Here is a 23,994-nt window from a genome sequence, read left to right on the forward strand (position 1 = left end):
CTCCTCATCGGTTGGGGCTACTCGGTCGGGGACGGGTGCTTCCGCCCTCGGGCCTGCGCGACCCGAGGAGCGTGGGGGTGACGACGCCGAAGACGTCCTCACGGGTGGTGGCGAGCGCGGACTGCAGCGCGCCCGCGCGGACGGCGTTGCCCTGCACGGAAGCGCAGCCGACGGGCGTGCGCGGCAGGACGAGTTCGTGCAGCTTTTCCTGCACCAGCGCGGCGAACTCCTCGCCGCCGGCGCGGCTGGTGTCACCGCAGAGGAGCACGAGCTGCGGATCGGCGACCGCGACGAGGTTGGCGATCCCGCCGGCGACGCGCTTCGCGAGGTCGTGCCGGAAGGAGTGGTGCGGTCCGGTTTTCGCCACGGCGTCCCAGGCGGTCCCGGCTTCGATGCCGTGGGCCGCGGCGAGGCGGCAGATGGCGGGCGAGTCGACGAGGTTGCCGAACCGGGCACCGGCCTCGGGCCAGACGTCGCCGGTGTCTTTCGTGGCGGCGTCGGGCACGCGCATCCAGTCGATTTCGCCGCCCCCGCCGGTGGCACCGCGCAGCAGCCGCCGTCCGATGACAACCGCACCGCCGACACCTTCGGACAGCCACACCATGGCGAAGTCGTCGACGTCCTGGGCCTTCCCGGCGGTCATCTCCTCGACGGCGACCAGGTTGACGTCGTTCTCGATCAGGACGTCGACACCGAGTTCGTCGCTGAGCTTCTGCGGGACGTCGAAGCCGAGCCAGCCGGGGATGTGCGGGGCGGAGGAGAGCAGGCCGGTCCGCGGATCGAACGCCCCCTGCGCGCCGATCACAACGTGGGCCAGGTCTTCCCGGTTGATCCCGGCTTCTCCGGCGACTCGGCTCAGCGCTTCCCCGAAGGTCCCGACGACGTCGGCACCGGCGTGCACGGGCAGCGGCGTCCGGTATTCGGCGAGCACGACCCCGGCGACATCGGCGACGACGAAGTCGGCCACGTGCGGCGTGAGATCGACGGCGGCGACGAAGGCGAGGCTGCCGTTGGCCGCCCAGAGCTGGGCGCGCGGCCCGCGGCCACCACCCCGGACGCCGGCCTTGACGACGAGGTCGTCCTGTTCGAGCCGGGTCAGCAGCTGCGCGGTGGCGGGCTTGGAGAGCCCGATGGCGAGTTCGAGTTCGGCCCGCGTGAGCGGCCCCTCCCGCAGGAGGACCTCGATGGCGGCGCGATCGTTGATCTCGCGCAGCATCCGCGGGCTACCGGCTCGCACTCGTTCCTCCGGACTTAATTAGGATACTTTACAGACGGTTTCCGGCGACTGTAGTGAGCCGGGGCACAGCCGTCAACGGTCTCTTGAAACGGCCAGGTAACGCTTGGCCGGGGCGGTGGGCCAGGTGGCGGGTGTACCGGTGAACGAGTTGCGCCGGACCGCCCGGACCCGGCCAACGGTTCCCGCTAACCTCAAGCGCCCCAATGTGGCGTTCGGTGCGTCAGACGCACCCAATGTGGCGTTCGGTGCGTTGGACGCAACCAACGCCACATTGGGGCGCTTGGGGCGGTGCACGGGACGCAACGGAAACGGCCCCGGCGGAGAGCCGGGGCCGTTCTCGGGGTCACGCTGGGCGGCGGGCGGTTACTCCTCCGCGTCGGCCCAGGCCTTGAGCATCACGCGGGCGATCGACGAATTGCCCGGCAGGATGATCTCCGCCGCACCGTCCGCGATGGGCGTCGGCCGGGCGCCGTCGGGAGACGCGCTGTTCTCGAACGCCGCGCGCACCTCGTCCCGCGATACCCACAGCGCCTCTTCGATCTCCCCGTCCGCCGGTACCAGCGGCAGCGACCGGTCGGCCCGGGCCGTGAAGCCCAGCATGATCGAACGCGGGAACGGCCACGGCTGGCTGCCCAGGTACCGCACGTCCGAGACCGAAGCCCCGACCTCTTCGCGGATCTCCCGGACCACGCAAGCCTCCAGCGACTCCCCCGCCTCGACGAACCCGGCCAGCACCGAGTAGCGCCCGGCCGGCCAGATCGGCTGGCGCGCCAGCAGGACGTGGGAACCGTTCACGCCCTCCAACGAGTGGACCAGGCAGATCACCGCCGGGTCCGTGCGGGGGTACTCCTCGCGGCCGTCGTTTGTGCACTTGCTCGCCCAGCCGAACTGGGACAACTCCGTCGGGTGGCCGCAGCGCGTGCAGAACTTGGCTTGCCGGCGCCAGTTGCGCAACGCCTGCGCCGTCGTGAACAAGCCCGCCGACGTGTCGTCCAGCAGGTCGCCGTAGCCGCGCAGCTCGACCCAGACCTCGCCGCCGGCGCTCGGGACCTCCTCGACGAAGCCCCAGCTGCCCGCCATCTTCACCGTGCCGGCGTCGCCGGACGGGCCGCCCGGGAGCGACCAGTAGTCGACGTCCTGCCACTCGCCCAGGAACACCGCGTCCGCGGGCGGCGAAGCGCCGAAGTCGACCGCCTTGCGGAAGGCCAGCACGGACGAACCCTCGACGACCGGGGTGCGCCCGTTGTCGTCCAGCAGGACGACCCGGGCGTCCGCCCAGCGCGACAACAGGCGCGCGGGGTCGGTGCGCAAGCCTTCCTGGCGGTCCACTGTGGACCGGGACAGAGTGGGCGGATCCCCCAGCGCGAACGGGACGGACATCAGGCGGGCTCGCCCACGACGACGTCGCCGAGCGCCAGCAGCTTGCGTTCCAGGACACCCGCGTCGCCGACCACCACGCCCGTGAACCGCTGGGGGGCGAAGTACTTCAGCGCCGCTTCGGCCACCTCGTCGGCCGTCACCGCCGCCACCCGCGCCGGGTGCTCGTTCAGCCACTCCAGGCCGAGGCCGGTCGACGCCAGCGCCAGCACCTGCCCGGCCAGCCCGGACTGGGACGACGTCGAGGTCAGCAGCGAGCCGATCGCGTACTGCCGCACCGACTCCAGCTCGTCGCCCTCGGGCGGGACCTGGCCGAGGCGGCCCAGCTCGTAACGGGTCTCCAGCAGCGCCGGCGCCGTCGCGTCGGTCGCGGTGTCCGCGTCGACGTTGACCACCGCGGTGCCGTCGGTGAACTCGAAACCGGAGTGCGCGGAGTAGGTGTACCCCTTGTTCTCGCGGATGTTCTCCACCAGCCGCGACGAGAAGTACCCGCCGTAGGCCAGGTTCGCCAGCTGCAGCGCCGCGTAACCCGGGTCGGTGCGCGGCACGGTCTGCGCCGAAAGCCGGATCTGCGACTGCACCGCCCCGGCGCGCGGCACGAGCCGCACGCTCGGCCCGGTCAGGTCGGGCAGCGGCGGCAGCCGGACGGCGGAACGGTCGGACGCCCAGCCGCCGAGCACCTTCTCGAGCTCCCCGAGCACGCCGGCCGGGTCGAGGTCGCCGACCAGCACCATGACCGAACCCCGCGGCAGCACCGACGCCTGGTGCAGCGCCCGGACCTGCTCGGGCGTCACGACCGCGACGTCTTCGGCGCGCGGGACCTCGCGCGTGGCCGGGTGGTCGCCGTAGCGGTGCTTCTGCAGGGCCTCCCGCGCGATCGTGCGCGGCTGGGTCCGGGAGACGGCGATCCGCTCGACCAGCCGCTCCTTCTCGCGGGCGATTTCCTCGTCGGCGTAGGTCGCCCCGGTGAGGACGTCACCGAGCACGTCGAGGAACGTCGGCAGCTTGTCGGCCAGCGCGGACCCGGTGAGCACCAGGCGTTCCGGGTCGACGCCGGCGCCGATGTCGCCGCCGATCAGCGCCAGCTCGGCGTCGATCTCGATGCGGTTGCGGCGGGCGGTGCCGGTCAGGATCGTCTCGGCGAGCACCTCGGCGATCGCCGGGTGCAGCGCGTCGTCACCCGCGAACGGGATCCACAGGCGCGCCTCGACCAGCGGCACGGTCGCCTTGCGGACGGCCACCACGCGCAGGCCGTTCGACAGCGAAGTGTCCACGTGGGACAGGTCGGCGGCGGCCCGCTGGTCGCCGAGCGGCGGCAGCGGCCGCGGACCCCGCGCGGTGCGGCCGATCTCCTCGGCGCTGCGGTGCGTTGCTGAAGTCACTGCTCGTTGTTCCCTTCCGAAGCGGGCTTGACCACCAGCACGGCGCGCGCGTCCGGGCGCAGCGCCTTCGCCGCCGCCGACACGGCTTCCGCGGTGACGGCGGACATCCGGTCCGCGAGCCGGTACACCAGCGACGCGTCGCCGTAGAGCAGTTCGAACGAGCCGAGGGCCAGCGTCCGGGACACCAGCCGGTCGTGCTCGGAGTGCAGGCTCGCCGCCCAGCGGGCGGTGACCTTGCGCAGCTCCTCCTCGCTCGGCGGGGTCTCGGCGAGCTTCTCCAGCTCGTCGTCGAGGGCGGCGAGCACGCGCTCGCGGGGCACCTCGTGCGGGTGGATCAAGGTGATGGTGAACGTGTCGGGGTCGCGGGCCTCGAACGGGCCGAACAGCCCGGCCCCGGCCCCGATGTCGACGACCAGCGGCTCGCGGTGCACCAGCCGCTGCTGCAGGCGGGAGCCGTCGCCGTCGGTGAGCACGCCGGCCAGCACGAGGTAGGCCAGGTAGCTGTCGACGTCGTTGATCGGGTCCGGCATCCGGTAGCCGATGCCGAGCGCGGGCAGCGGGGCGTGCGCGTCCTCGATCTCGCCGTGCAGCTCGGTGGTCGGCAGCGGCTCGGCGAAGGACGGCCGCTGCGGCGCCGGCCGGTGCGGGACGTCGCCGAAGTGGTCCTCGATCAGCTTCTTGGCGTTGCCCACCTCGAAGTCGCCGGCCACCGTGAGCACGGCGTTGGCCGGCGAGTAGTAGGTGTCGAAGAACGCCGCGCAGTCGTCGACCGTGGCGCTTTCGAGGTCCTCGAAGCCGCCGTAGCCGTTGTGCGCGTTGGGGAACGTCGAGTACAGCACCGGCGGCAGGGTGATCCACGGGAACCCGCCGTAGGGCCGGTTCAGCACGTTGAGCCGGATCTCCTCCTTGACGACGTCGATCTGGTTCGCCAGGTTCTCCGCGGTCAGCTTGGGCGCGCGCATCCGGTCGGCTTCGAGGAACAGCGCACGCTCGAGCGCGGCGCTCGGGAGCACCTCGAAGTAGTCCGTGTAGTCGGGGTGGGTGGACCCGTTGAAGGTCCCGCCGCTGGACTGCACGTGCCGGAAGTGGGCGAGTTTTTCCAGGCTCTCGGAGCCTTGGAACATCAGGTGCTCGAAGAGGTGCGCAAAACCGGTGCGCCCCTCCGGCTCGGAGCGGAAACCCACGTCGTAGTGCACGCTGACGCCGACCACCGGCGCGGTCGCGTCGGGGGCGAGAACCACGCGCAGACCGTTGTCGAGGGTGTATCGGACGAGCTCGGGATCGGCCATGGCCCCACCCTACGACGGCTCGGCGCTCGCATGCCTTCCGGCTGGCTGGTGAGAACCGCTGTTCCGGACGGCGTCGTCGAGGAGGTGGCCGCGGCGCGCGGCGGCGAACGTCCCCGACAACGCCGTCGCGAAGGATCCGGCCTGGTCAGGGGTGATGTCGCCGGCGTGCCAGTAGACCGGCGGCGGGTGCTTGAGGCCGTCGAACGCGGCCACCCACGGGGCCAGTTCGCCCAGAGCGAGCGCGTACGGCAGGCCGCGGGAGAAGACCAGCTCGCGCTGCGGCTTGTCCAGGTCTTCGGCCTTCACCGACGCGAGCGTCTCGCCGAAGCCGCGCAGGCGCCGCGCCACGTCGGCGCCCGCCCGCCGCCGCGCGGGCAGGGCGGCCGAAGCGGCGACGGCGGCGGCCCCGGCCAGCACGACCATGACGCCGGACTGGGCGTAGCCGACGGTCAGGGCCAGCAGCACGGTGAGGAACACGCCGTAGCAGCCGATCCGGACCCCGGCGCGGCCGAGCCGCCGGGGCCGCGGGGCGAGCCAGCCGCGGCGGACGACGTCGGCGTACAGCTCGGCCGGGGCGACGGTGACGTGCCGCCGCCGCAGTTCGGCGAGGGTCACCGGCTCGTCCGGGACGACGGCCGCGTAGACCGCGCGCTCGAACGCGGTGAGGTGCTCGTCGGGCGGGTTGCGGCGGGTCAGCCGCCAGCCGCCGTCCTCGGCGCTCACCCAGAGGTAGTTGCGGACGGCGAGGTCCAGCACGGTCGCGGCCAGGTCGGCGGCCCCGGGCCGGCCGTGGAGCAGGAGGCCGGCGTGCCCGGGCAGCACCCCCTCGGGCGACGCGAACCCACCCGGAGCTTTCACGTGAAAGCTCCCACCGGGGAGCGGAGCTTTCACGTGAAAGCTCCGCCGGCGGGCAGCCCCGACGAGGGCGGTCGTGAGCACCAGCAGGGCGCCGAAGGCCGCCCAGGCCCAGCCGACCGGGGCGGTGAGCACAAACGCGCCGGCGATGGTCTTCGCCGGGACCAGGACCGCGTTGGCGGGAACGGTGCCCGCGGGCAGCTCGACGGTCGCCGTCATCCGCTGGCCCGCGGCGAGGTTCTGCTGGGTGAACCGGGTCAGCCCGGCGTGGTCGATCTGCGCCGCACCGCACGGGAAATCGGAATCCGGCGGCCCCGCGAGGCAGTCGACGGCCGTCGGGATCTTCGGCGCGGCGAAGGAGGCACGGACGAACTTCAGCTCGGTGCTCCAGCCGCCGGCCAGTTCCCAGGTGACGCGGTCGCCGTCGACCGCACCGTCCACTGTGTACCGGATGATCGACGTGCCGGAAGTGAGGTGGACGGTGAACGCGCCGGCGTCCACGCTCGCCGTCCCGCTGCCTTCGAGCACGACGTCGCGGACGCCGTAGACGCGGTCGCGGTGGTGCGGCGCCGGGACCCGCAGGGCGACCCGGCGGTCCATCGTGCCGCCCTCGGGGACCGAAATCGCTTCGGCGACCGACAACGAGCCGTCGCGCTGGACCTTGAGCTGGATCTCGGCGCTCTGCGGCAGAGCCGGCAGGGGCGGCTCGTCCGCGGGGGCCGCGGTCAGGAAGAGCGCCAAGAGCGCTCCCGCGAGCACGGTCAGCGGGCCGCGGCGGCGGTGAGCACGCCGTCGAGCGCGGTCAGGAACGACGGGAAGTGCGCGCCGAACCGGCGCAGGTCGGACTCGGCCTCCATGCCGCCGTACCAGTACAGCCCGGCCGAGCCGTCGGCCGACGGGTTGAGCGCGGCGAAGGTGCCGAGCCAGCGTTCGGCGTCGCCCAGCACCACCGCGTACGGCAGCGAGCGGGAGAACACCAGCTCGCGGTCGGCGGGCGGGATGTCCTCAGCCCTTGCGGTGTGCAGGTAGTCGAGCAGGCCGCGGACCTGCCCCACCAGGGCCCGGCCGCGGGCGGTGCGGGACGGCAGCAGCGCGGCCACCGCGACGACGGCGAGCCCGGCGAGCGCGACGGCGACGCCGAGCAGCGCGTACCCGGCGGTGAAGGTCAGCACCGCGGTGGCGACGAGACCGAGGGTGAAGACGCCGGCGCCGAGCCAGGTCAGCCGGCCGCGCGCGGTGTCCGGGCGGCGGGAGAACCAGCGCTTGGTGACGACGTCGGCGTACATCGCGTCGCTGATCCGGCGCAGGTCGAGCCCGCCGCGGGCGCGCAGCTGCGACACCAGCACGGAGTCGGTGCCCGGCGGCAGCAGGGTTTCGCAGACGGCGCGTTCGAAGTCGTGCAGGTGCTCGTCCGGCGGGTTGCGGCGGGCGATCTGCCAGTCGGGCCCCGGCACTTCCGCCAGCCACAGGTAGTTGCGGACGGCGAGGTCGACGACGGTGGCGCTGATGTCGACGACGTCGACGGACTCGTCGACGACGGTGCCGACCTGGCCGGGCAGCACGCCGTCCGGGCTGGCGAAGAAGACACGGCCGCCGTCGCGCAGGAGGACCTCGACCGGGCCGGTGGCGGCGCGCAGCGCACCGGCGTCCTGCTTGCGGCGCCGCCACACGAAGAGCGCGGCCGCGACGAGGAAGGCGAGCAGGACGGCGAAGGCGATCCCGGTCAGCGGCGTCAGCGCGAAGGCGTTGGCGAGCAGGCCGATGTCGGCGAACTCGGCGTTCGCCGGGGTGGTGCCCGCGGGCAGGCCGACGAGGAGGTCGACGCGGTCGCCGGGCCGCACGTCGTTCTGTTCCAAGCGCACCACACCGGTGTGGTCGAGTTCGGCGAGGGTGCAGCGCCGGCTCGAGCCGACGGGACCGGCGAAACAGTCCACAGGGGACAATTGGGGGGTCGGCGCGAGGAAGGAGGCGGTGAGCTTGGCCAGCGGGGTGTCGAAGCCGCTCGCGACCTGCCAGCGGGCTTGCTGGCGGCCGTTCTGGTCGGCGATGGCGCCGTCGACGGTGAACGTGACGCTGCCGGTGCCACCGCCGAAGGTGAGGACGAGCTGGTCGCCGGTCAGCCGGCTCGTCGCGGCGCCTTCGGTCTTGACGTCCCGGACGGCGAAGACGCGGTCCTGGTCGTCGCTCGCGGGAACTTTGAGCGGGACGCGGGAAACGAGCTGCTGCCCGCCGGGAACGGTGACGTGCTCGGTGACGGAGAGCGTGCCGTCGCGCAGGACCTTGAGGGCGACGTCGGCGGTGGCCCCTTCGGGCGGCCGGACGTCCTGCCCGGTGAGCAGCTGGGGTTTCTTGGCCTGATCGGCGGGCAGGCCGGGCAGCACGGGCCCGGCCGACGGCCCCTGCGCGGCGGCGGGCCCGGCGGTCACCAGCACGGCCGCAACGGCGATCGCGGCGGCGGCCCCCCATTTCGTCAACACAGCACCACACCCTAGAGCACCCGATCTATGCTGACGCCCGGAACGGCGCGATCACCGCAGGTACGCCGCTTCCGACGGGGAAATCGCACGGGGGGTTCCACTCGATGACGCACGGCCCGCAGGGTCCTGGCCCGCACGACCCGCGACGGCCGGTGCCGCCGCCGGGGATGAGGCCGCTGCCGCCGCCCGGGGTGCGGCCGTTGCCGCAGGGCCGGCCGCAGTTTCCCGGTCAGCAGCCGCCGCGTCCTCCGCAGTTCTCACCAGGCCCGCCGGCCCGTCCAGCTGGTTTCGGTGGCCCTCCGCCCACCGGCCCCTTCCGCCACCCCTTGCCGCCGCCCGCTCAAGCTCCCCTGCCGCCGCCGGTTGCCGCCGCCCCTCCCGTCTTCGCCCCGCACTACGCCGGGCCGCCCTCCTTCGGTCCGCGCTTCGCGCCCGGCTACTCCCCCTACGTCGCCAAGAAGTCGAACACGGGGGTGATCGTCGCCGTCGCGATCTTCGCGATCGTCACCGTCGCGGGTGGGCTCGTCGCCGCCGTTGCGCTGTCCGGGAACCACAAGCGGCACGTCGCCGACGCCGGCTACTCCAGCACCTACCCGACCACGACCGAAGAGACCACCACCGAAGCGACCACCGCGACCACGTCGTCGACCGAGGAAACGACGACCGCCCGCACCACCGGACGCCGGACACCGACCTCGCAGCCCCCGGCCGGCCCGCGTTCGGTCGCCGCGACCGGGAACAACCCGCTTTTCGGCAGCCCGGACTACGGCCTGCAGAACGTTCCCTGCTCGCTGAGCCGCTGGGCGACCGACCAGAACAGCGCCACGCGCTTCTTCCAGTCCGGCATCGGCTGCCTCGACGCGATGTGGTCGCGCATGCTCGGCGCGGTCGACCTGCCGTTCCGGACGCCGAACCTGTCCGTCCCGCGGTCGCTTTCGGAATCGTCGACCCCGTGCGGCAGCGGCGGCACCACCACCGGTGTCACGCCCTTCTACTGCCCGGCGAACAACACGATCTACATGCCGATGGACCGGATCGAGGTCAACGTGTGGGGCAACCACCCCGGCCCGTACCTGTCGATATTGGCCCACGAGTACGGCCACCACGTGCAGAACCTGTCCGGCATCACCGAGGCGTTCGGCAACCAGCGCTACGACGCGGGCGCCGACTCGGCGGCGGGCCTGGAGCTGTCGCGGCGGATGGAACTCGAGGCGCAGTGCTTCTCGGGGATGTTCCTCGGCTCGGCGTCGGTCTCCGGCGGCTCGGTCGACAAGAACATCTACAACGAGGCCTGGAACGCCCAGGACCGCGGCGACGACTACGCCCGCAACGGCAAGCGCGACCACGGCAGCGCCAAGCACAACATCGCCTGGTGGCAGCACGGCGCGACCAAGAACCGCAACCAGCAGTGCAACACGTGGCTCTCGGCCTCGGGCGACGTCTCGTAGGTCCGGTCAGCTCGGCGGCGTGAACGGGTTCTCCACGGGAGTCCCGGACGGCGGCGTCGGCAGGTCCTGCTGCGGACCGGACGGCGTCCAAGGCGACGGCTGCGGTGGGCCCGGGAAAGCCGCCGGACGCTGGGCCGCGTACGCCTGGAACGCGCGGGCGTGGTCGCGGTTGCGCCGCTCCGCCAGCACCGCCGCCAGGAACGCCCACGGCGGCACCCCGGGCGGCACCGGCGTGCCCAGTGCGTTCCCGACCTGCTGCGCGAGGCTCCAGCCCAGCGCCTGCGCCGCCTCCGGCCGCAGCTCCTGGAACCGGGCGAGGAACTGGCGGCTCGCCAGCGCGAGGCCGTCCGGGAGGCGGGTCAGGTCGAGCTGCGCCGCCCAGCCCTCGAGGCCCGGGGGCATCGCGACCGCCGCGTGGCCGGCGCTCTCCGGGACGCGCTCGCGGACCACCAGCGTCCCGGCCAGGAAGTCGCCGACGCGGCGGCCGTTCGACGAGCACAGCGACACGATCACCGCGACCGCGCCGAACAGCCCGAGCGCCCAGAAGTCCACGACGAACCCGGCGAGCCCGCGCACCAGCGCGTGCCGGAACCGGATCGGGCCGCCGTCGACGCGGACCACCCGCAGCCCCAGCGCCATCTTGCCCAGCGAGCGGCCGCGCGAGAGCGTCTCGAACAGCACCGGGTAGCCGACCATGACCAGCACCACGAACACGAGCAGCAGCGCCAGGAAGAGCGACTCGTCCTCGCCCGGCACCGTGTACGCGAGCACCATGGTCGCGCCCAGCAGCAGCGCGAACTGCAGGAGGACGTCCAGCGCCATCGCCAGCGCGCGGCTGGCGAGCTTGGCCACGCGCAGGTCCAGGACGACCGCTTCGCCGGTGACCAGCTCCGATTCCTCGTGCACGAGGCCCAGCGTAACGACGGATAGGGTGGCCGGGTGGATGTGGACGTCTTCGTCGCGGCGCACGCGGCCGAGTGGAACCGGCTCGGCGAGCTGACCCGGCGCGGCGGCAAGCTGACCGGGCCCGAAGCCGACGAGCTGGTGACGCTCTACCAGCGGACCGCGACGCACCTGTCGATCGTCCGGTCGGTCGCGCCGGACCCGGCCCTGATCGGCCGGCTGTCCGGGCTGGTCGCCCGGGGCCGCTCGGCGGTTTCCGGAGCGCACAACCCGGCCTGGCGCGAGGTCGCGTTGTTCTTCACGCGCCGGTTCCCGGCCGCGGTCTACCTGTCGCGGCGCTGGTGGATCCCGGCGGCGCTGGTGTCGATCGCGGTGATGGCGGTGATCGCCGTCTGGGTCGCGCGCGACCCGCTCGTGCGCGCGACGATCGCGACGCCGGACGAGCTGACCGCGCTGACCAAACCGGGCGGCGAGGCCGAAAGCTACTACTCGACCGGCCCGGCGGCGTCCTTCGCGGCCCGCGTGTGGACGAACAACGCCTGGGTGGCGGCGACCTGCCTGTTCCTCGGCATCGCACTGGGCCTGCCGGTGATCGGCGCGCTCTGGATGAACTCGCTCAACGCGGGGCTGATCATCGGCGCGATGAGCGCGGCCGGCCGCGGCGACGTGATGATCGGCCTCCTGCTGCCCCACGGCCTCCTGGAGCTGACGGCGGTGTTCGTCGCGGCGGGCACGGGCTTGAAACTGGGCTGGACGGTGATCGACCCGGGCCGCCGCTCCCGCACGGCGGCCCTCGCCGAGCAGGGCCGGTCGGTGGTGGTGATGGCGCTCGGGCTGACGTGCGTGCTGTTCGTGTCCGGCGTCATCGAGGCGTTCGTGACCCCGTCGGGCTGGCCGACGTGGCTGCGCGTGGGCATCGGCGCGGTGGCCGAAGTGGCGTTCCTGGTTTACGTGTTCACGCTGGGCCGGCGCGCGGCGAAGGACGGCGAGGTCGGGGACCTCGAAGCCCGTGACGCCGGGGACGCGCTGCCCGAGTCGGCGTGAATCACAGCCGTCCCGCGGCTTTCAACGCCAGGTACCGGTCCGCCAAGGCCGGCGGCAGTTCCTCCGGTACCGCGTCCACCACGCTCACCCCGTGCCGCGCCAGCCGCTCCGTCACGCGCAGGCGCTCGGCCGTCGTCCGGGACGCCGCCGCCGCGTCGTAGACCGATTCCGCGTCGCCGCGGGCCGACAGCATCTCGGCCACCCTCGGGTCCGCCACCGACGCCACCACCAGCTCGTGCCGGCCGGTCAGCGAACCCAGCACCGGGAACAGCCCCTCCTCCAGCGGCGCCGCGTCCAGTCCGGTCAGCAGCACCACCAGCGCCCGGCGGCGGGTTCGCCGGAGCACTTCCGCGATCATGCCCCGCGCGTCCGTCTCGACCAGCGACGGCTCCAGCGGCGCCATCGCGTTCACCAGCGACGTCAGCAGCGACGCTCCCGACGAACCCTGCACCGCCGCCCGCAGGCGCCGGTCGTAGGCCAGCAGGTCGACGCGGTCACCGGCGCGGGAGGCCAGTGCCGCCAGCAGCAGTGCCGCGTCCATCGCCGCGTCGAGGCGGGGTGCGTCGCCGACCCGGCCCGCCGAGACGCGGCCGGTGTCGAGCACCAGGACCACGTGGCGGTCGCGCTCGGGGCGCCAGGTCCGGACCATCACGTCCGCCGCCCGGGCGGTCGCCCGCCAGTCGATGGATCGCACGTCGTCGCCGATGACGTACTCGCGCAGCGAGTCGAATTCCGTGCCCTGGCCGCGGATCAGCACCGCGCTGCGGCCGTCCAGCTGCTGCAGCCGCGCCAGCCGCGAAGGCAGGTGCTTGCGGCTGTGGAACGGCGGCAGCACGCGCACCGTCCACGGCACCGCGTGCGATCCCTGCCGCGCGGCCAGCCCCAGCGGCCCCACCGACCGGACCGTCACCCGCGCCGCCGTCCGGTCACCCCGGCGCGTCGGCCGCAACGCCGTCACCAGCGCCCGCCGCTCCCCCGGCGGGACGCGCACCGGATGCCGGTCGGACGCGCCCGCGCTCGGCGGCCACGCGTCGCGCAGCTGCCCGCGCACGGTCCGCCGCCCGGGGTTGGCCACCACGAGCGTCACCTCGCACGGCTCGCCGAGCCGCACCGACGTGTCGCCCGAGCGCCGGAACGTCAGCGACCGCACGCTGCCCGCCAGCACGAGGTCGGCCACGACCAGCACCAGCAGCACCACGCCGACCGCCAGGATCCCGGCGCCCGACGGCAGGAGCAGCCCGACCACGAGCGCGCCGAACAGCGCCAGCAGCCCGAGCCTTCCGGTGACGGCCATGTCAGCGAGGCACGGGCACGGACGCGAGCACGCGGTCCAGCACGCCGTCCGCGGTGACGCCCTCGAGCTCGGCCTCCGGCCGCACGTCCAGGCGGTGCCGCAGCGCGGGCCGGGCGAGCGCCTTGACGTCGTCGGGGGTCGCGTAGTCGCGCCCGGCGAGCCAGGCCCAGGCGCGGGTCACCGCGAGCAACGCCGTGGCACCACGGGGAGAAACGCCGATCCGCACCGACGGCAGCTGCCGCGTCGCCCGGCACAGGTCGACGACGTAGCCGATCACCTCGGGCCCGATCGTCACGCGGGCCACGGCTTCGCGCGCCGCGGCGAGTTCCGGGGCACCGGCGACCGCGCGCAGGCCCGCCGCCGCGAGGTTGCGCGGATCGAAGCCCTGTGCGTGCCGCCACAGGATGCCGATCTCGTCCTCGCGCGACGGCGCCGGCATGGTCAGCTTCAGCAGGAACCGGTCCAGCTGCGCCTCCGGCAGCGGGTAGGTGCCCTCGTACTCCACCGGGTTCTGGGTGGCGACCACGATGAACGGGTCCGGCAGCGGCCGCGACTTGCCGTCGATCGAGACCTGCCGCTCCTCCATCGCCTCCAGCAGCGACGACTGCGTCTTCGGCGGCGTCCGGTTGATCTCGTCGGCGAGCAGCAGGTTCGTGAACACCGGCCCCTCGCGGAAGGAGAATTCGCCGCTGTGCGCGTCGTAGACGATCGAGCCGGTGACGTCGCCGGGCATCAGGTCCGGCGTGAACTGCACGCGCGTGGTCTCCAGGTCCAGCGCCGCGGCCAGCGCCCGCACCAGCAGCGTCTTCGCCACCCCCGGAACGCCTTCGAGCAGCACGTGCCCCCGGCAGAGCAGCGCCAGGATCAGCCCGGTGACCGCGGCGTCGTTGCCGACGACGGCCTTGCCGACCTCGGCGCGCAGCGCGATCAGCGCGTCGCGGGCCCCGGTCGCGTTTTCGGTACCGCTGGTCAAGTTCGCCCTGCCTCTCGTTCCACCCTGTCCAGTTCGCCGGCCAGCCGGACCAGCGCGGGGTCGTCCGGCACCGGCGGGCCGTGGAGGACCGCGCCGACGTCGTTCGCCGCACGGCCGGTGCGCTCGCTCACCGCGGCCACCAGTGCCGCCGGGTCGGCGTCGCGCGGCAGGCCCAGCGCGGTCCGCAGCCGGCCGCGCGCCGCTTCCCGCAGCGTCTCACCCGCGTGCCCGGCGGCCTTCGCCCGGCGGTACAGCCGGGCGCGGCCCTCGGCCGTTTCGGCCGCGCGGACGACGATCGGCAGCGGCTCGGTGACCACCGGGCCGAGCCGCCGGGCCCGCCACAACGCCAGCAGGGCCACGGCGACGAACGCCTGCGCGGCCCCGTAGTACCAGCCGTCCGGGATCAGGTCGAAGATCGACTTGCGGGAGTCGTCCAGCGCCGGGTCCGTCGCCGACGGCAGGTACCAGACGAGCTTCGGGTGCGCGCCGAGCAGACGCAGCGCCAACGCCGCGTTGCCCTGTTCGGCGAGCCGCGCGTTGGTCAACGGCGCCGGCGAGCCGAGCAGCGTCGTCGTGCCGCCCGCGTCGGCGAGCTGCAGCAGCGTGCCGCCGCCGTCCTCGCCGGGGTAGCACGAGCGCGCGCCGGGCGAGGCGTAGCCGATCCCGCCCAGCGTGACCTCACCCGCCGCGACCGCCGCGGCGACCGTGCACTGCGGGCCCAAGGTCTCGACGTCGCTCCGGCCGGCCTGGTGCACCAGCGGCAGCGAATCGCGCAGCGTCGGCTCCCCCGGCGTCACCAGGACGACGTCGGCGGCCCGCTCCCGCAGCGTGTCGAACCGCTTCGCCGGGACCAGATCGGGCTGGGTGACGAGCAGCGTCGCGTCTTCGCCGGCCTCGTCGTCCGCTTCGGCGATCGTGTGCGCCGTCCGGACGTCCACGCCCTGGCCTTCCAGCAGTTTCGCGAGGGCGTGCGCACCACCGGGTTCGTACGAGCCGGGTTCGAGCGCGCCGTGCGTCTGCTCGCCGCGGCCGAGCAGGAGCAGGGCCCCGGCGACGAAGATCAGGGCGAGGAGGGCGAGCGGGATGCGTGCGCTGCGCCAGATCCGGCCCAGGCCGGGCGAAACCGCGGTGCTCACGGGCCCGCCATGGCGACCGGCCGCTCACGACGGCAGCGTTCGTCCAGCTCGGTCAGCGTGCGGTAGGCCGCTTCGGTGCCTTCGCGGCCGCCGTAGTGGACGTCGTCGAAGAGCCGCGCACCCTGCCGCAGCTGATCCGCGACGTTCGGCAGCAGCTGCCCGACTTCGGCGGCGGCCTCGTCCGCCGTCCGGCCGGAGCGCGGGTCGAGCAGCGCGCGTTCCTCCAGGGCCCGCACGACGGCGCGGAAGCGGTCGCGGACGGCGTCGTCGAACCGGCTCGCGGCGGCGGCTTCCGCGGCCGACCGGCGGTACTCGTCGGCGCTCTTGCGCTTCTCCCCGAAGACCGTCCGGTCCACGCGGGAAGTGCGGGTGATCTTGCCCGTGCGCAGCAGGATCACCACGACGAGCACGATCAGCAGCGCGACGACCAGCAGCACCCCGAAGATGCCGCCGGGCACGTCCGACGACAGGCTGTTCAGCAGCTCCTCGAGCCGCTCTCCCAGCCACTGCCCGATCTGCTGCAGGATGTTCGGCCGCGCGTCCCGGTACTTCGGGTCGGCCAGCTCCTCGGCGGCCGCGCGGCGGGCGGCGTCCCGGTCGATGTCGACCGGGACGTCCGTCAGCCGGAAGGTCACCATGCCTGCGGCGGCTGCACCCCGGCCGCGCGGGCCAGCTCGATGTCCATGCCTTCGCGGCGCATCCGCTGGTCGAGGTAGACGATCACGGTGACCAGCGCGACGAACGGGATCGCGATCGTGCCGGCGATGATCTGGCCGGCCGACTGCAGCAGCAGCTCGCCGGTGCCCGGCACGGTCACCTTGCCCGGGTTGAACATCTGGCCGAACACGCCGGTGCCGATGGTGAACGGCAGCTGGATGATGTTCTGGAAGAACGACTGGATGACCCACGCCAGCAGCAGCACGCCGAGCACCCGCCAGAAGCCGCCGCCGACCAGCTTCACCGACCGCGAGAACGCCTGCCGGAACGTCCCGCGCTCGAGCACGAGCGCCGGGGCGGCCAGCGCCCAGAACGCCCAGGCGAGCACGCCCGGGATGATGCACAGCAGGATGCCGATGGTGCTCAGGAGCGCGTAGCCGAACGCCACGCCGAGCAGCGGCAGCAGCCGCGGCTGCACCTCGCGCCACGCGATGCCGAAGGTGACCTCCCGGCCCAGCGCGGCGCGGCCCATCACCGCGGCCATCAGGCCGGTGGTGACGGTCAGCAGGAACGTCGAGACCAGCGTCGAGGAGATCAGCACCAGGATCAGATCGCCGAACGTGCCGAAGACGACGTTGCGGAGCTCCTCTTCGGTCGCCGCGGGGCCGAGCTCGACCGTCGTGGCGAAGCCCTCCAGGTCCGCGAGGGCGTACTTCTGCATGACGAACGTGAGCGCGGCGCTGATCACCGCCACCACCGCGCCGATGCCGAGCACCAGCAGCGCGTGCCGGCGGATCGCGGTGATCGCGCCGTCGAGGATGTCGCCGACGTTGAGCGGCCGCAGCGCGATCACGCCGGGCTTGCCGAGCCCGTGCGGGTTCCAGCGCGGCGGCTGGTACTGCGGCTGCTGCGCGGTGAACGGCGGCGGCTGGTGCGGCGCCTGCCGGCCGGGCGGCGCCGCCGGCGGGCCGGGTGCCTCCCAGCCGGGCGGCGGAGTGGCCTGCGTGTCCGGCGCCTGCCAGCCTCGCGGCGGCGTCGCCTGTGACGCAGCGTGATCTTCGGGCGGCTTCGGCTCACCCGATCCGGGGGCGGGAGCCTGGGGCACGCCCTGGCTCGGTGTCGGCGTGTCGGCGCCATCGCCGCCGGGCGCGCCACCGGTGTTTGTCATCGAAGCCCCTCGCCTGCAGTGCCTGCTTGCCGACACTCTCTCAGAGCCGGTTGCACCCGGCCAGACCTGGGGTGACGTCGGTGCGCCGTGACACCACGCGCACGGACGGGTGCGAGACGGCCCGTTCCCCCGATATGCTGAATGGCGGGATCGGGTACCCCCGGTCCGTACCGAGACCCTTCGGGACTGCCTAGATGACGCAACCGCCCCCCGGCCAGGTACCGCCCCGCGGAACCGTCCAGCCGCCGCCGGTGCCGGATGCGCAACCGGATCTTCCGTGGCTGGGCCGCCCGCACACCGTGTCCGCACCGAAGCGCCGTTCGCCGGCGGCGGTGATCGGCGTCTGCCTCGGTGCAGTGGCCGTGCTGGTGCTCGGGCTGGTCGCGATCGTGGCCCTCAACCGCGACGAGACCCCGCTGGCGAACCCGAACCTCCGTGACGTCCCGTCGTCCCAGGACGTCACGTCGCAGCTGCCGCCCGGCGGCGCCGGTGCCCCGGCTTCCGCGCCGGCGAGCCCGTCGGCCGAGCCGCCGACGCCCAGCGCGACCGGCCCGCAGAAGATCCTCAAGCTGGCCGATCACCCGATCCTGCAGGACCCCAACGCCGGCCTGCAGAACCGCGTCTGCACGCTGCCGCCCTGGCAGAGCACGCAGGCGGGCGCGGAAGCGTTCTTCACCGCCGCCAGCAAGTGCCTCGACGCGGCGTGGGGCCCGTTCCTCGACGCCTACCACCTGCCGTTCACGCCGCCGTCGCTGCACTTCCCGACCGGCGCGAGCTTCGAGACCGAGTGCGGCACCATCCAGGTCGGCATCGCGACCGCCGCGTACTACTGCGAAAACAACCTGTACGTCCCGTTCCGCGGCCTGCAGACCGACCAGTACGGCAACAACCCCGGCGTCTACCTGGCCCTGTTCGCCCACGAGTACGGCCACCACGTGCAGGAGGTCGCCGGGCTGATGGACGCGGCCTGGCAGAAGATCTACGAAGCGGGCCAGAACAGCCCGGCGGGGCTCGAGATGTCGCGGCGCAAGGAACTGCAGGCCCAGTGCTTCTCGGGCATGTTCCTCGGCGCGCACGTCGACCAGGGCGGCACGATCACCCGCGACATGTACAACAAGGCCTGGAACGACCAGGAGACCCGCGGCGACAACACCTCCCGCAGCCACGACCACGGCACCAACGCGCACTACGCGTCCTGGTGGCGGGCGGGCGCGACGAGCAACCGGATCGCCGACTGCAACACCTTCGCGGCGCCGTCGTCCGAGGTCAGCTAGCCGTTTTGGGTCCGGCTGTCTTGCTGCGCAGCGGGATGCTCAGCCAGAGGTAGACGAACATCCCGCCGGAGAAGCACGCGAACACCAGCAGCGCGAGCCCCAGCGGGCGCCGGGCGTCCGACGCGCCCATCGACGTGTCCGCGGCGTGGACGGTGACCGCGCCCTGGTCCGGCAGCACGTCCGGCACGGCGACCTCGATGCGCTCGCCCTGGCCGTGCCCGCAGCCGTCGAGCGTGCCGTCGTGGGCCTTCCCGGCGACGGTGAACCGCACGGTTTCCTTCGCGTCCGGCCGGTCGCACGGCGCCGGCTTGGTCACCTCCGCCTGCACCGGGGCACCGAGGACGTCGTTGCCGATGCCCAGCAGCCCCGGCCCGGCCAGCCAGGCGAGCAGCACGACGAGCACACCCGCCGCGGCGGGGATCGCCACCGTGGGCCACTTGAGTGCGAGGGATCGCGGGGGCACCCGGCCATGGTTCCAGATCCCGCGGGCAAAACCCAGGTGCCCTGGTTACCGCTCGATCTTCTCCGTCTGCGTGACCTTCTTGACGTACAGCAGCTTGTCGCCCGGTTCGATGGCGTCCGCCTGCGGGGCGTCGATGCGGTAGAGGACGCCGTCGCGGACCAGGCCGAGGACGAGGTCGGCCAGGTGCCGCGGCGACCCGCCCTCCTCCGACGGCTCGACCGGCCGCTCGGCGATCGCCAAGCCGGACTCGGGCGTCAGCAGGTCCTCCATGATGTCCACGACCAGCGGCGTCGACGTCGCCATGCCGAGCAGCCGCCCGGCCGTCTCGCTGGAGACGACGACCTGGTTGGCGCCCGACTGCTTGAGGAGGTGGACGTTCTCCGCCTCCCGCACCGACGCGACGATGTGCGCCTTGGGCGCCAGCTCGCGGGCGGTGAGCGTGACGAGCACCGCCGTGTCGTCGCGGTTCGGGGCGACCACGACCGCGCGCGCGTGCTGCACCGCGGCCACGCGCAGGACGTCCGCCCGGGTGGCCGAGCCGTGCACGGCGACGAGGCCGAGCGCGCTCGCCGCGTCGAGGGCCTGCTGATCGGTGTCGACGACGACGATCTGGCCCGGTTCGGCGTTCTCGTCACCGAGCAGCGCGTTGACGGCGGACCGGCCCTTGGTGCCGAACCCGACGACGACCGTGTGGTCGCGCACCTTCGTCCTCCACTTCTGGATCTTGAACGCCTGGCGGGAACGCTCGGTGAGCACCTCGAGGGTGGTCCCGACCAGGACGATGAGGAAGAGCACGCGCAGCGGGGTGATCACCAGGACGTTCACCAGCCGGGCGGACGACGTCGCCGGCGCGATGTCGCCGTAGCCGGTCGTCGACAGCGAGACGGTGGCGTAGTACAGGCTGTCCAGCAGGGACAGACCGTCGCCGTTCGCGTCGCGGTAGCCGTCGCGGTCGAGGTAGACGATGACCACCGTGGCCAGCAACGCGAGCAGCGCGCCGATGATCCGCTTGACGATCGAGCGGAGCGGGCTGACCGTCAGCTCCGGCATCCGCAGGATGCCGACGAGCTCGTGATCGGGCCGATCGGTGAGACTGCCCAGCGGCAACCGCTTCAGGGCCTTCATGCACCTGCTCCCGGTGGCAGGTGTCGAGCGTCACTCACGCCCGGAGGATAGCCGAACCGGACACCCGCCCGCCGCGTGGAACGATGAGTTCATGGCAACCTCGCAACGGCCCGCCCACGTCCTGGCCGGTGTGCTGGGCACGATGGGTGTCCTGCACTTCGCCGTCCCCAAGCCGTTCGACGGGCTGATCCCCGCTTCGCTGCCCGGTTCGCGCCGGGCGTGGACGTACGGCTCGGGCGTCGCGGAGCTGGCGGTCGCGGCCGCGGTGGCGGCACCCCGCACCCGCCGTCTCGGCGGCCTGGCGGCGGCCCTGCTGTTCCTGGGCGTCTTCCCGGGAAACGTCAAGATGGCCATCGACGCCCGCACGGCCCCGGCCCCCCGCCGCGCGATCGCCTGGGCCCGCCTCCCGCTCCAGTGGCCGTTGATCGCCTGGGCCCTGAAGGTCCGCAACAACGCGTAACCCGCGTGATCAGAGGGGCATCACACGTGTCTGAGCGGGCATCACCCGTGTCTGAAGGGGCATCACGGCCGATGCCCGCCTGATCACACGTGATGCCCCTCCAATCACGTGAGATGCCCCGCGAATCACGCCTCGGGGAGGTCGCGGAGGAGGCTGCGGAGGCCTTCGGGGTCCAGCAGGTCCGCCGGGCGGACCGTGCGGTTCGCGCGGACGTAGTGGAACGCCGCGCGGACCTGCTCCACCGGGACGCTCTTCAACGCCGCCCACGCCATCCGGTAGGCCGCGAGCTGGACCGACAGGGCCGGCAAACGGGATTCCGGTGGGACCGCGCCGGTCTTCCAGTCGACCACCGTCCAGCCGCCGTCGGGGTCGGCGAAGACCGCGTCCATGCGGCCGCGCAGGGTGATGCCTTCGACGTCGGCCGAGAACGTCACCTCCACCGCCACCGGCACCCGGGACGCCCACTCGCTCTTCTCGAACTCCGTCTGCAGTTCCTCGAAGTCCGCGTCGGGGGCCTCGCCGAAGTCGGCCGCGCCCGGGAGGTCGTCGATCTCGATGAGCTGGTCGCCCGCGAACCGGCGTTCCAGCCAGCCGTGGAATTCGGTGCCGCGGCGGGCGAAGCTGTTGGGTTCCACCGGGAGCGGCCGGCGCAGGTCGCGGGCCAGCCGCGCGGCGTCGTCGGCCAGTGTCACCAGCTGGCTCACCGAAAGCCGCGACGGCAGCGGGACCCGCTTGACCTGGTCGTCCTTGCGCGCCCACTCCTCCAGCAGGACGTCGGTGTCGGTCAGCCAGCCGTCCGGATCGTCCTCTTCGGAGGCTTCGGCCTCCGGCGGCGAAGCGAGCGCCTCGGACACCAGCTCCACGCCGGTCTGCACGCCGGTGCGGCGGTCGGCCAGGGGATCGAGCGGCCAGCGCGCCGCCCGCGAGTCCGACAGCAGCGGGTTCTCGTCGTCCTCGGTGGGTTCCGGCGCCCACTCGGCGAGCTCGCCGACGCCGGTCTCGCGCAGGACACCGGCGATCTCGGTGAGGAACTCCGACGGTCCCTTGGCCCGGCTGCTGCTTTCGTTCCACCAGTGCCCCGAGACGAGCAGCGCGTGCTCGGACCGCGTCAGCGCGACGTAGCAGAGCCGCCGTTCCTCCGCCTGCTCCCGCTCGACGAACCCGGCTTCGTGCAACTCCAGTCCTTCTTGGACTTCCTTGCGGTCGTAACCCTCGGCGATCCGCAGCTCGGGCAGGTCCTGGGCGTCGCCCCGCAGCTTCGCCGGCAGCGACGTCGCCGTCCGCAGCCACGACGACGACCGCCGCCGTCCGGGGAACACCTCGCGCACCAGGTGCGGCACGGCGACGACTTCCCACTCGAGGCCCTTCGCCGAGTGCACGGTCAGCACCTGCACCCGGTCCGGCACGACCTCGACCTCGCCGGGGGTGAGCCCGTCCTCGGCGTGCGCGGCGGTGTTCAGGTAGTCCACAAAGGACAGCAGGGTCGCCGTCGGCGCGGTCTCGGCGTAGTCGGTGACGACTTCCGCGAACGCGTCCAGGTGCGCGCGTCCCGCGGAACCCGGGCGCGCCAAGGATTCCACGTCCAGGAGCATCGTGCGTTCGACGTCGGCGACCAGCTCCGGCAGCGACTGGTCGAGCCGCCGCCGCAACGCGGCCAGCTCCCAGCCGATCCGCCGGATGCGTTTGTAGCCTTCTTCGGAATACCGCGCCGGGTCACCCGGCTCGTCGATGGCGTCGATCAGCCCGGCCTGCTCGACGCGCTCGACGACCAGCTCCGGCGTGTCCGGCTTCTCCGGGCTGGAGAGCTCGCCGGCCCGGCGCCACAGCGCGGCGACGTCGGCGGCCGCGAGCCGCCAGCGGGCCCCGGTCAGCAGCCGGGCCGCCGCGCTGCCGGACAGCGGGTCCGCGAGCACCTTCAACGTCGAAACGAGGTCCGCGACCTCGGGCTCGTCCAGCAGCCCGCCCAGCCCGACGACCTCGACCGGCAGCCCGCGCGCCCGCAGTTCGGCGGCGATCGGCGCCATGTCGGCGCGGCGCCGCACGAGCACCGCGGCGGTCGGCGGCTTGCCGGTCTCTTCCTGGTGGGCGTACCAGCGCCGGGCGAGGGCGTCGGCGACCCACCCGCGTTCGGCGCGGACGTCGGGGAGCAGCGCGCACGCGACGTCCGCGGGCCCCGCGCCTTCCCGCGCGCGCAGCCGTTCGACGCCGAGTCCGCTGGCCCGCAGCGGTTCGGCGATCGCGTTGGCGAGGTCCAGGATTTCCGGTGGGTTGCGGAAACTGGTCAGCAGCCCGAATTCGTGCGCGGGGGCGAGGCGTTCGCCGTCGAAGCGCGGGAAGTCCGTGGTGAACCGGGGCAGGTTGGCGGCGCTGGCGCCGCGCCAGCCGTAGATCGCCTGCGCCGGGTCGCCGACCGCGGTGACCGGCATGGGCGGGTTCTCGACGCCGCCGAACAGCGCCCGCAGCAGCACGCGCTGGGCGTGTCCGGTGTCCTGGTATTCGTCCAGCAGCACGGCGCCGTAGCGTTCCCGCTCGCCGCGCACGACCGACGGGTACCCACCGGCCAGCTGGGCGGCCAGCGACATCTGGTCGGCGAAGTCCAGGGCGCCTTCGTTGCGCTTGCGCCGGTGGTAGTCCTCGACCAGGGGCAGCAGCGCGAGCCGGAAGTGCTGCGCCGCCATGATTTCGGTCAGTTTCTGCGGCAGCGCCGCCCGTTGCCCCTTGGCGCGCGGGGCGCTTTCGATGACGCGGCACAGCCACGTCGTGTACTCGGCGAGCTGCTCGGTGGAGACGAGGTGCTCGCCCAGCTCCCCGGCCAGGGTGAGCAGGTCGGCGGTGACGGTCGGCGGGACGCGGTCGGTGTCGAGTTCGTTGTCCCAAGTGGACACGACGCGGTGCGCGATCTGCCACGACGAGGTTTCCGACAGCAGCCGGACGCCGGGCTGGACCGGCAGCCGCAGGCCGTGTTCGGACAGCAGGCGCCCGGCGTAGGCGTGGTAGGTGAGGACTGTGGGTTCGCCGGCGACCACCGTGGACCGCAGGCCGCCGGTGGGGTCGAGCCGGTCGAGCAGCCCGGACCCGGCGAGGCGGCGAAGCCGCGCGCGAACGCGTTCGCCGAGCTGGCGCGCGGCTTTGCGGGTGAAGGTGAGCCCGAGGACGCGGTCGGGGCTGACGATGCCGTTGGCGACGAGCCAGACCACGCGCGCGGCCATGGTTTCGGTCTTGCCGGCCCCGGCCCCGGCGACGACGAGGGAGGGTTCGACGGGCGCGGCGATGACGGTGGCCTGTTCGGGGGTGGGCCGGTGCAGCCCCAGCGCGTCAGCGAGCTCTCCGGGCCCCACGGGATTGGCAACGAGGAGCGGGCTCACGCGCACCCCTCCCCGCCGGAGCTTTCACGTGAAAGCTCGGCTTTGCGCGACAAACCCGCACTTTCAC

The 23,994-nt window shown here is 73.2% G+C and carries 19 protein-coding genes; 4 read left to right on the forward strand and 15 right to left on the reverse strand.

Annotation, left to right across the window (positions count from 1 at the left end; translation table 11 throughout):
* Positions 1–4: 4 nt before the first annotated feature.
* The 6 genes from Q5425_RS36330 to Q5425_RS36355 form a co-directional block, all read right to left on the reverse strand.
* Positions 5–1,216 (reverse strand): ROK family transcriptional regulator, encoded by a 1,212-nt coding sequence (locus Q5425_RS36330; protein ID WP_308677081.1) that lies wholly within the window; start codon positions 1,214–1,216, stop codon positions 5–7.
* Positions 1,217–1,600: 384 nt separating this feature from the next.
* Positions 1,601–2,617 (reverse strand): NAD(+) diphosphatase, encoded by a 1,017-nt coding sequence (gene nudC / locus Q5425_RS36335; RefSeq protein ID WP_308676915.1) that lies wholly within the window; start codon positions 2,615–2,617, stop codon positions 1,601–1,603.
* Entirely contained in the window at positions 2,617–3,996 is a 1,380-nt protein-coding gene (locus tag Q5425_RS36340; RefSeq protein WP_308676916.1) for a pitrilysin family protein, read from the reverse strand. The genes nudC and Q5425_RS36340 overlap by 1 nt, the downstream gene beginning before the upstream one ends.
* Complete coding sequence (locus Q5425_RS36345; protein ID WP_308676917.1) at positions 3,993–5,285, reverse strand: pitrilysin family protein; 1,293 nt, start codon at positions 5,283–5,285, stop codon at positions 3,993–3,995. Before Q5425_RS36345 ends, Q5425_RS36340 begins: the two co-directional genes overlap by 4 nt.
* A gap of 9 nt (positions 5,286–5,294) precedes the next feature.
* Entirely contained in the window at positions 5,295–6,899 is a 1,605-nt protein-coding gene (locus tag Q5425_RS36350; protein ID WP_396135334.1) for a DUF2207 family protein, read from the reverse strand.
* Positions 6,900–6,901: 2 nt separating this feature from the next.
* Positions 6,902–8,617, reverse strand: coding sequence for a DUF2207 family protein (locus Q5425_RS36355; RefSeq protein ID WP_308676919.1), 1,716 nt, complete (start codon positions 8,615–8,617; stop codon positions 6,902–6,904).
* A gap of 326 nt (positions 8,618–8,943) precedes the next feature.
* On the opposite strand from Q5425_RS36355, the gene Q5425_RS36360 reads away from it, so the two are divergent.
* Positions 8,944–10,065 (forward strand): neutral zinc metallopeptidase, encoded by a 1,122-nt coding sequence (locus Q5425_RS36360; RefSeq protein ID WP_308676920.1) that lies wholly within the window; start codon positions 8,944–8,946, stop codon positions 10,063–10,065.
* Between the two features lie 6 nt (positions 10,066–10,071).
* On the opposite strand, the gene Q5425_RS36365 is transcribed toward Q5425_RS36360, so the two are convergent.
* On the reverse strand, positions 10,072–10,971 hold the full coding sequence (locus Q5425_RS36365; protein WP_308676921.1) for an RDD family protein: 900 nt from the start codon (positions 10,969–10,971) through the stop codon (positions 10,072–10,074).
* 33 nt (positions 10,972–11,004) lie between these two features.
* Between Q5425_RS36365 and Q5425_RS36370 the strand changes: the two genes are divergently transcribed.
* A complete protein-coding gene (locus tag Q5425_RS36370; RefSeq protein ID WP_308676922.1) occupies positions 11,005–12,012 on the forward strand; it encodes a stage II sporulation protein M in 1,008 nt (335 codons plus the stop codon).
* Position 12,013: 1 nt separating this feature from the next.
* Here Q5425_RS36370 and Q5425_RS36375 read toward each other — a convergent pair whose 3' ends face one another.
* The 5 genes from Q5425_RS36375 to Q5425_RS36395 are packed head-to-tail and all read right to left on the reverse strand — an operon-like array spanning position 12,014 to position 17,240.
* Positions 12,014–13,306 carry a DUF58 domain-containing protein gene (locus tag Q5425_RS36375; protein ID WP_308676923.1) on the reverse strand — a complete coding sequence of 431 codons (1,293 nt, stop codon included), beginning with the start codon at positions 13,304–13,306 and terminating at the stop codon, positions 12,014–12,016.
* A 1-nt stretch (position 13,307) separates the two neighbouring features.
* Positions 13,308–14,279, reverse strand: a complete 972-nt coding sequence (locus tag Q5425_RS36380) for a MoxR family ATPase (protein WP_308676924.1) — start codon at positions 14,277–14,279, stop codon at positions 13,308–13,310.
* The gene (locus Q5425_RS36385; protein ID WP_308676925.1) at positions 14,276–15,415 is read right to left on the reverse strand and encodes a DUF4350 domain-containing protein; all 1,140 of its coding nucleotides are present in this window, start codon (positions 15,413–15,415) and stop codon (positions 14,276–14,278) included. Before Q5425_RS36385 ends, Q5425_RS36380 begins: the two co-directional genes overlap by 4 nt.
* Positions 15,412–16,053, reverse strand: a complete 642-nt coding sequence (locus Q5425_RS36390) for a DUF4129 domain-containing protein (RefSeq protein WP_308676926.1) — start codon at positions 16,051–16,053, stop codon at positions 15,412–15,414. Before Q5425_RS36390 ends, Q5425_RS36385 begins: the two co-directional genes overlap by 4 nt.
* The gene (locus Q5425_RS36395; RefSeq protein WP_308676927.1) at positions 16,047–17,240 is read right to left on the reverse strand and encodes a proline-rich domain-containing protein; all 1,194 of its coding nucleotides are present in this window, start codon (positions 17,238–17,240) and stop codon (positions 16,047–16,049) included. The genes Q5425_RS36390 and Q5425_RS36395 overlap by 7 nt, the downstream gene beginning before the upstream one ends.
* 194 nt (positions 17,241–17,434) lie before the next feature.
* Here Q5425_RS36395 and Q5425_RS36400 point away from each other — a divergent pair, with 194 nt between their 5' ends.
* On the forward strand, positions 17,435–18,514 hold the full coding sequence (locus tag Q5425_RS36400) for a neutral zinc metallopeptidase (RefSeq protein WP_396135335.1): 1,080 nt from the start codon (positions 17,435–17,437) through the stop codon (positions 18,512–18,514).
* Here Q5425_RS36400 and Q5425_RS36405 read toward each other — a convergent pair.
* Both Q5425_RS36405 and Q5425_RS36410 read right to left on the reverse strand, forming a co-directional pair.
* Complete coding sequence (locus tag Q5425_RS36405; protein WP_308677083.1) at positions 18,507–18,941, reverse strand: hypothetical protein; 435 nt, start codon at positions 18,939–18,941, stop codon at positions 18,507–18,509. The genes Q5425_RS36400 and Q5425_RS36405 overlap by 8 nt on opposite strands.
* 81 nt (positions 18,942–19,022) lie before the next feature.
* Positions 19,023–20,102, reverse strand: a complete 1,080-nt coding sequence (locus tag Q5425_RS36410) for a potassium channel family protein (RefSeq protein ID WP_308676928.1) — start codon at positions 20,100–20,102, stop codon at positions 19,023–19,025.
* A 91-nt stretch (positions 20,103–20,193) separates the two neighbouring features.
* Between Q5425_RS36410 and Q5425_RS36415 the strand changes: the two genes are divergently transcribed.
* A complete protein-coding gene (locus Q5425_RS36415; protein ID WP_308676929.1) occupies positions 20,194–20,562 on the forward strand; it encodes a hypothetical protein in 369 nt (122 codons plus the stop codon).
* 125 nt (positions 20,563–20,687) lie between these two features.
* Here Q5425_RS36415 and Q5425_RS36420 read toward each other — a convergent pair whose 3' ends face one another.
* Positions 20,688–23,927, reverse strand: a complete 3,240-nt coding sequence (locus tag Q5425_RS36420; protein WP_308676930.1) for an ATP-dependent DNA helicase — start codon at positions 23,925–23,927, stop codon at positions 20,688–20,690.
* Positions 23,928–23,994 lie beyond the last annotated feature (67 nt).

This window comes from Amycolatopsis sp. A133 (assembly GCF_031082405.1).
GTDB lineage: Bacteria > Actinomycetota > Actinomycetes > Mycobacteriales > Pseudonocardiaceae > Amycolatopsis.

What these genes read in the sequence shown, in the direction of transcription:
- Q5425_RS36415 (WP_308676929.1), top strand. Translation starts at nt 20,194, where the DNA reads ATGGCAACCTCGCAACGGCCCGCCCACGTCCTGGCCGGTGTGCTGGGC.
- Q5425_RS36390 (WP_308676926.1), bottom strand. Translation starts at nt 16,053, where the DNA reads ATGGTGACCTTCCGGCTGACGGACGTCCCGGTCGACATCGACCGGGAC.
- Q5425_RS36375 (WP_308676923.1), bottom strand. Translation starts at nt 13,306, where the DNA reads ATGGCCGTCACCGGAAGGCTCGGGCTGCTGGCGCTGTTCGGCGCGCTC.
- Q5425_RS36330 (WP_308677081.1), bottom strand. Translation starts at nt 1,216, where the DNA reads ATGCTGCGCGAGATCAACGATCGCGCCGCCATCGAGGTCCTCCTGCGG.
- Q5425_RS36395 (WP_308676927.1), bottom strand. Translation starts at nt 17,240, where the DNA reads ATGACAAACACCGGTGGCGCGCCCGGCGGCGATGGCGCCGACACGCCG.
- Q5425_RS36410 (WP_308676928.1), bottom strand. Translation starts at nt 20,102, where the DNA reads ATGAAGGCCCTGAAGCGGTTGCCGCTGGGCAGTCTCACCGATCGGCCC.
- Q5425_RS36400 (WP_396135335.1), top strand. Translation starts at nt 17,435, where the DNA reads ATGACGCAACCGCCCCCCGGCCAGGTACCGCCCCGCGGAACCGTCCAG.
- Q5425_RS36345 (WP_308676917.1), bottom strand. Translation starts at nt 5,285, where the DNA reads ATGGCCGATCCCGAGCTCGTCCGATACACCCTCGACAACGGTCTGCGC.
- nudC (WP_308676915.1), bottom strand. Translation starts at nt 2,617, where the DNA reads ATGTCCGTCCCGTTCGCGCTGGGGGATCCGCCCACTCTGTCCCGGTCC.